A 1,883-nucleotide genomic window follows, 5' to 3' on the forward strand; every position below is an offset into this window, starting at 1 on the left:
CCCGCCATCCGTGGTGCGGGCGGCCCTTCGCGCTGCCCGGGCCCGGTGCGTGCCCGGTTGGTGCCCGGCTCATGCCCTGTGGGGGTCTGCTCCCGCGCCCGGTCCGCCCGTATCAGCCGCCGTGTCCAGCCGTATCCGGCCGTGTCCTGACGCCGTGTCCCGCCGTGACCGGCCGTATCCGGCTGCCGAGTCCAGCCGTGACCAGCGGTCGACCAGCCGTTGATCAACCGTCTGTCTGCCGTCCGTGTGCCGTCCGTGTGCCGTCTGTCTGGCGTCTTTCTGTCGTCTTTCGGCAGGCCGGCCACTGCCGTCGACACCGCCGTGCGAGGGTCTCCAGCCACTTTCTGTGCGCGATTCTCGCCGGAGTGGGAAGCACCCAGAGTGCTCGACTTGTTCTCCAATAGCAGGAAACGCACGCACGAACACCACGGAGGTGTGCTTCATGACAGATGCCGCACTGCGGTTGACCACCTTTGCCGAGGACGTACTCGGTACCCCCTTCCCGCTGCGCGTCCGGGCCTGGGACGGGTCGGAGTCGGGCCCACCGGGCGGGCCCGTTCTCGTCGTACGGCATCGGCGCGCTCTGCGGCGGCTGCTCTGGCGGCCGGGCGAGCTGGGGCTCGCCCGCGCCTGGGTCGCCGGGGAGATCGATGTGGAAGGCGACCTCTACACCGCGCTCGACCGGCTCGCCGGCCTCCTCTGGGGCCGCGACGCCAGCGACCCCGACGCCCCCCGCCTGTCCCTGCGCGACCCCCGGCTGCGCTCCGCCGCCCGTACCCTGCTCCGGCTCGGCGGGCCCCTGCCACCACCGCCACCACCCGCCGAGGAGGTGCGCGGACGCAGCGGCTCCTCCCACACCAAGCGCCGGGACAGACAGGCCATCAGCCACCACTACGACGTGGGCAACGCGTTCTACGAGCAGGTCCTCGGCCCGTCGATGGTGTACTCGTGCGCCTACTGGGAGGACGGCGCGACCCTGGAGGAGGCCCAGCGCGCCAAGCTCGACCTGGTCTGCCGCAAGCTCGGGCTGCGGCCTGGCGACCGGCTCCTCGACGTGGGGTGCGGCTGGGGCTCGATGGCCATGCAGGCGGCCAGCGAGTACGGCGCCCATGTCACGGGCGTCACCCTCTCCCGCGAGCAGGCCGCCTTCGCCCGCAAGCGCATCGCCGAGGCCGGACTCACCGACCGCATCGAGATCCGGGTCCAGGACTACCGGGACGTCAGCGACGGACCGTACGACGCCATCTCCTCCATCGGCATGGCCGAACACGTCGGCCAGGTCCGCTACGGCCAGTACGCCCAGCGGCTGCTGACCCTCCTCAAACCCGGGGGACGGCTGCTCAACCATCAGATCGCCCGCCCCCCGGCGCGGGACGAGTCCGCCTACCAGGTGGACGAGTTCATCGACCGGTACGTCTTCCCCGACGGTGAGCTGCTGCCCCTCGGCCGGACCGTGGCGAGCCTGGAGGAAGCGGGCTTCGAGGTGCGCGACGTGGAGTCGATCCGCGAGCACTACGCCCTCACCCTGCGCCGCTGGGTCGCCAATCTGGAGGCCGACTGGCGTACGGCCGTACACCACAGCTCACCGGGGCGGGCCCGGGTCTGGCGGCTCTATATGGCCGCCTCCGCGCTGGCCTTCGAGCGGAACAAGATCGGTGTCAACCAGATCCTGGCGGTCAGAACACCCGCGAGCGGGGCCTCCGGGCTGCCGCTGCGCATCCGGAGGTGGACCTGAGGGGCGCCCGGCTTCGCAGGGCATCGTCGTACGGCCGGCTTCGTACGGCCGACGTCGTACGACCGCGAAGTACGCCCCGGCCGGCCGTACGGCAGGACGGACGCCGGACGCACAGCGGGCCCCGCGGCCGTGAGCGGTGAATGCTCAC

1 protein-coding gene is annotated in these 1,883 nt (G+C 71.8%); it reads left to right on the top strand.

The genetic code is table 11. The annotated features are described in order from the left end of the window. Positions 1 to 442: 442 nt before the first annotated feature. Entirely contained in the window at positions 443 to 1,735 is a 1,293-nt protein-coding gene (locus ACWF94_RS39670) for a class I SAM-dependent methyltransferase (protein WP_453500020.1), read from the top strand. The last annotated feature ends 148 nt before the right edge of the window (positions 1,736 to 1,883 follow it).

The sequence above is a fragment of the Streptomyces sp. NPDC055078 genome (assembly GCF_053607985.1).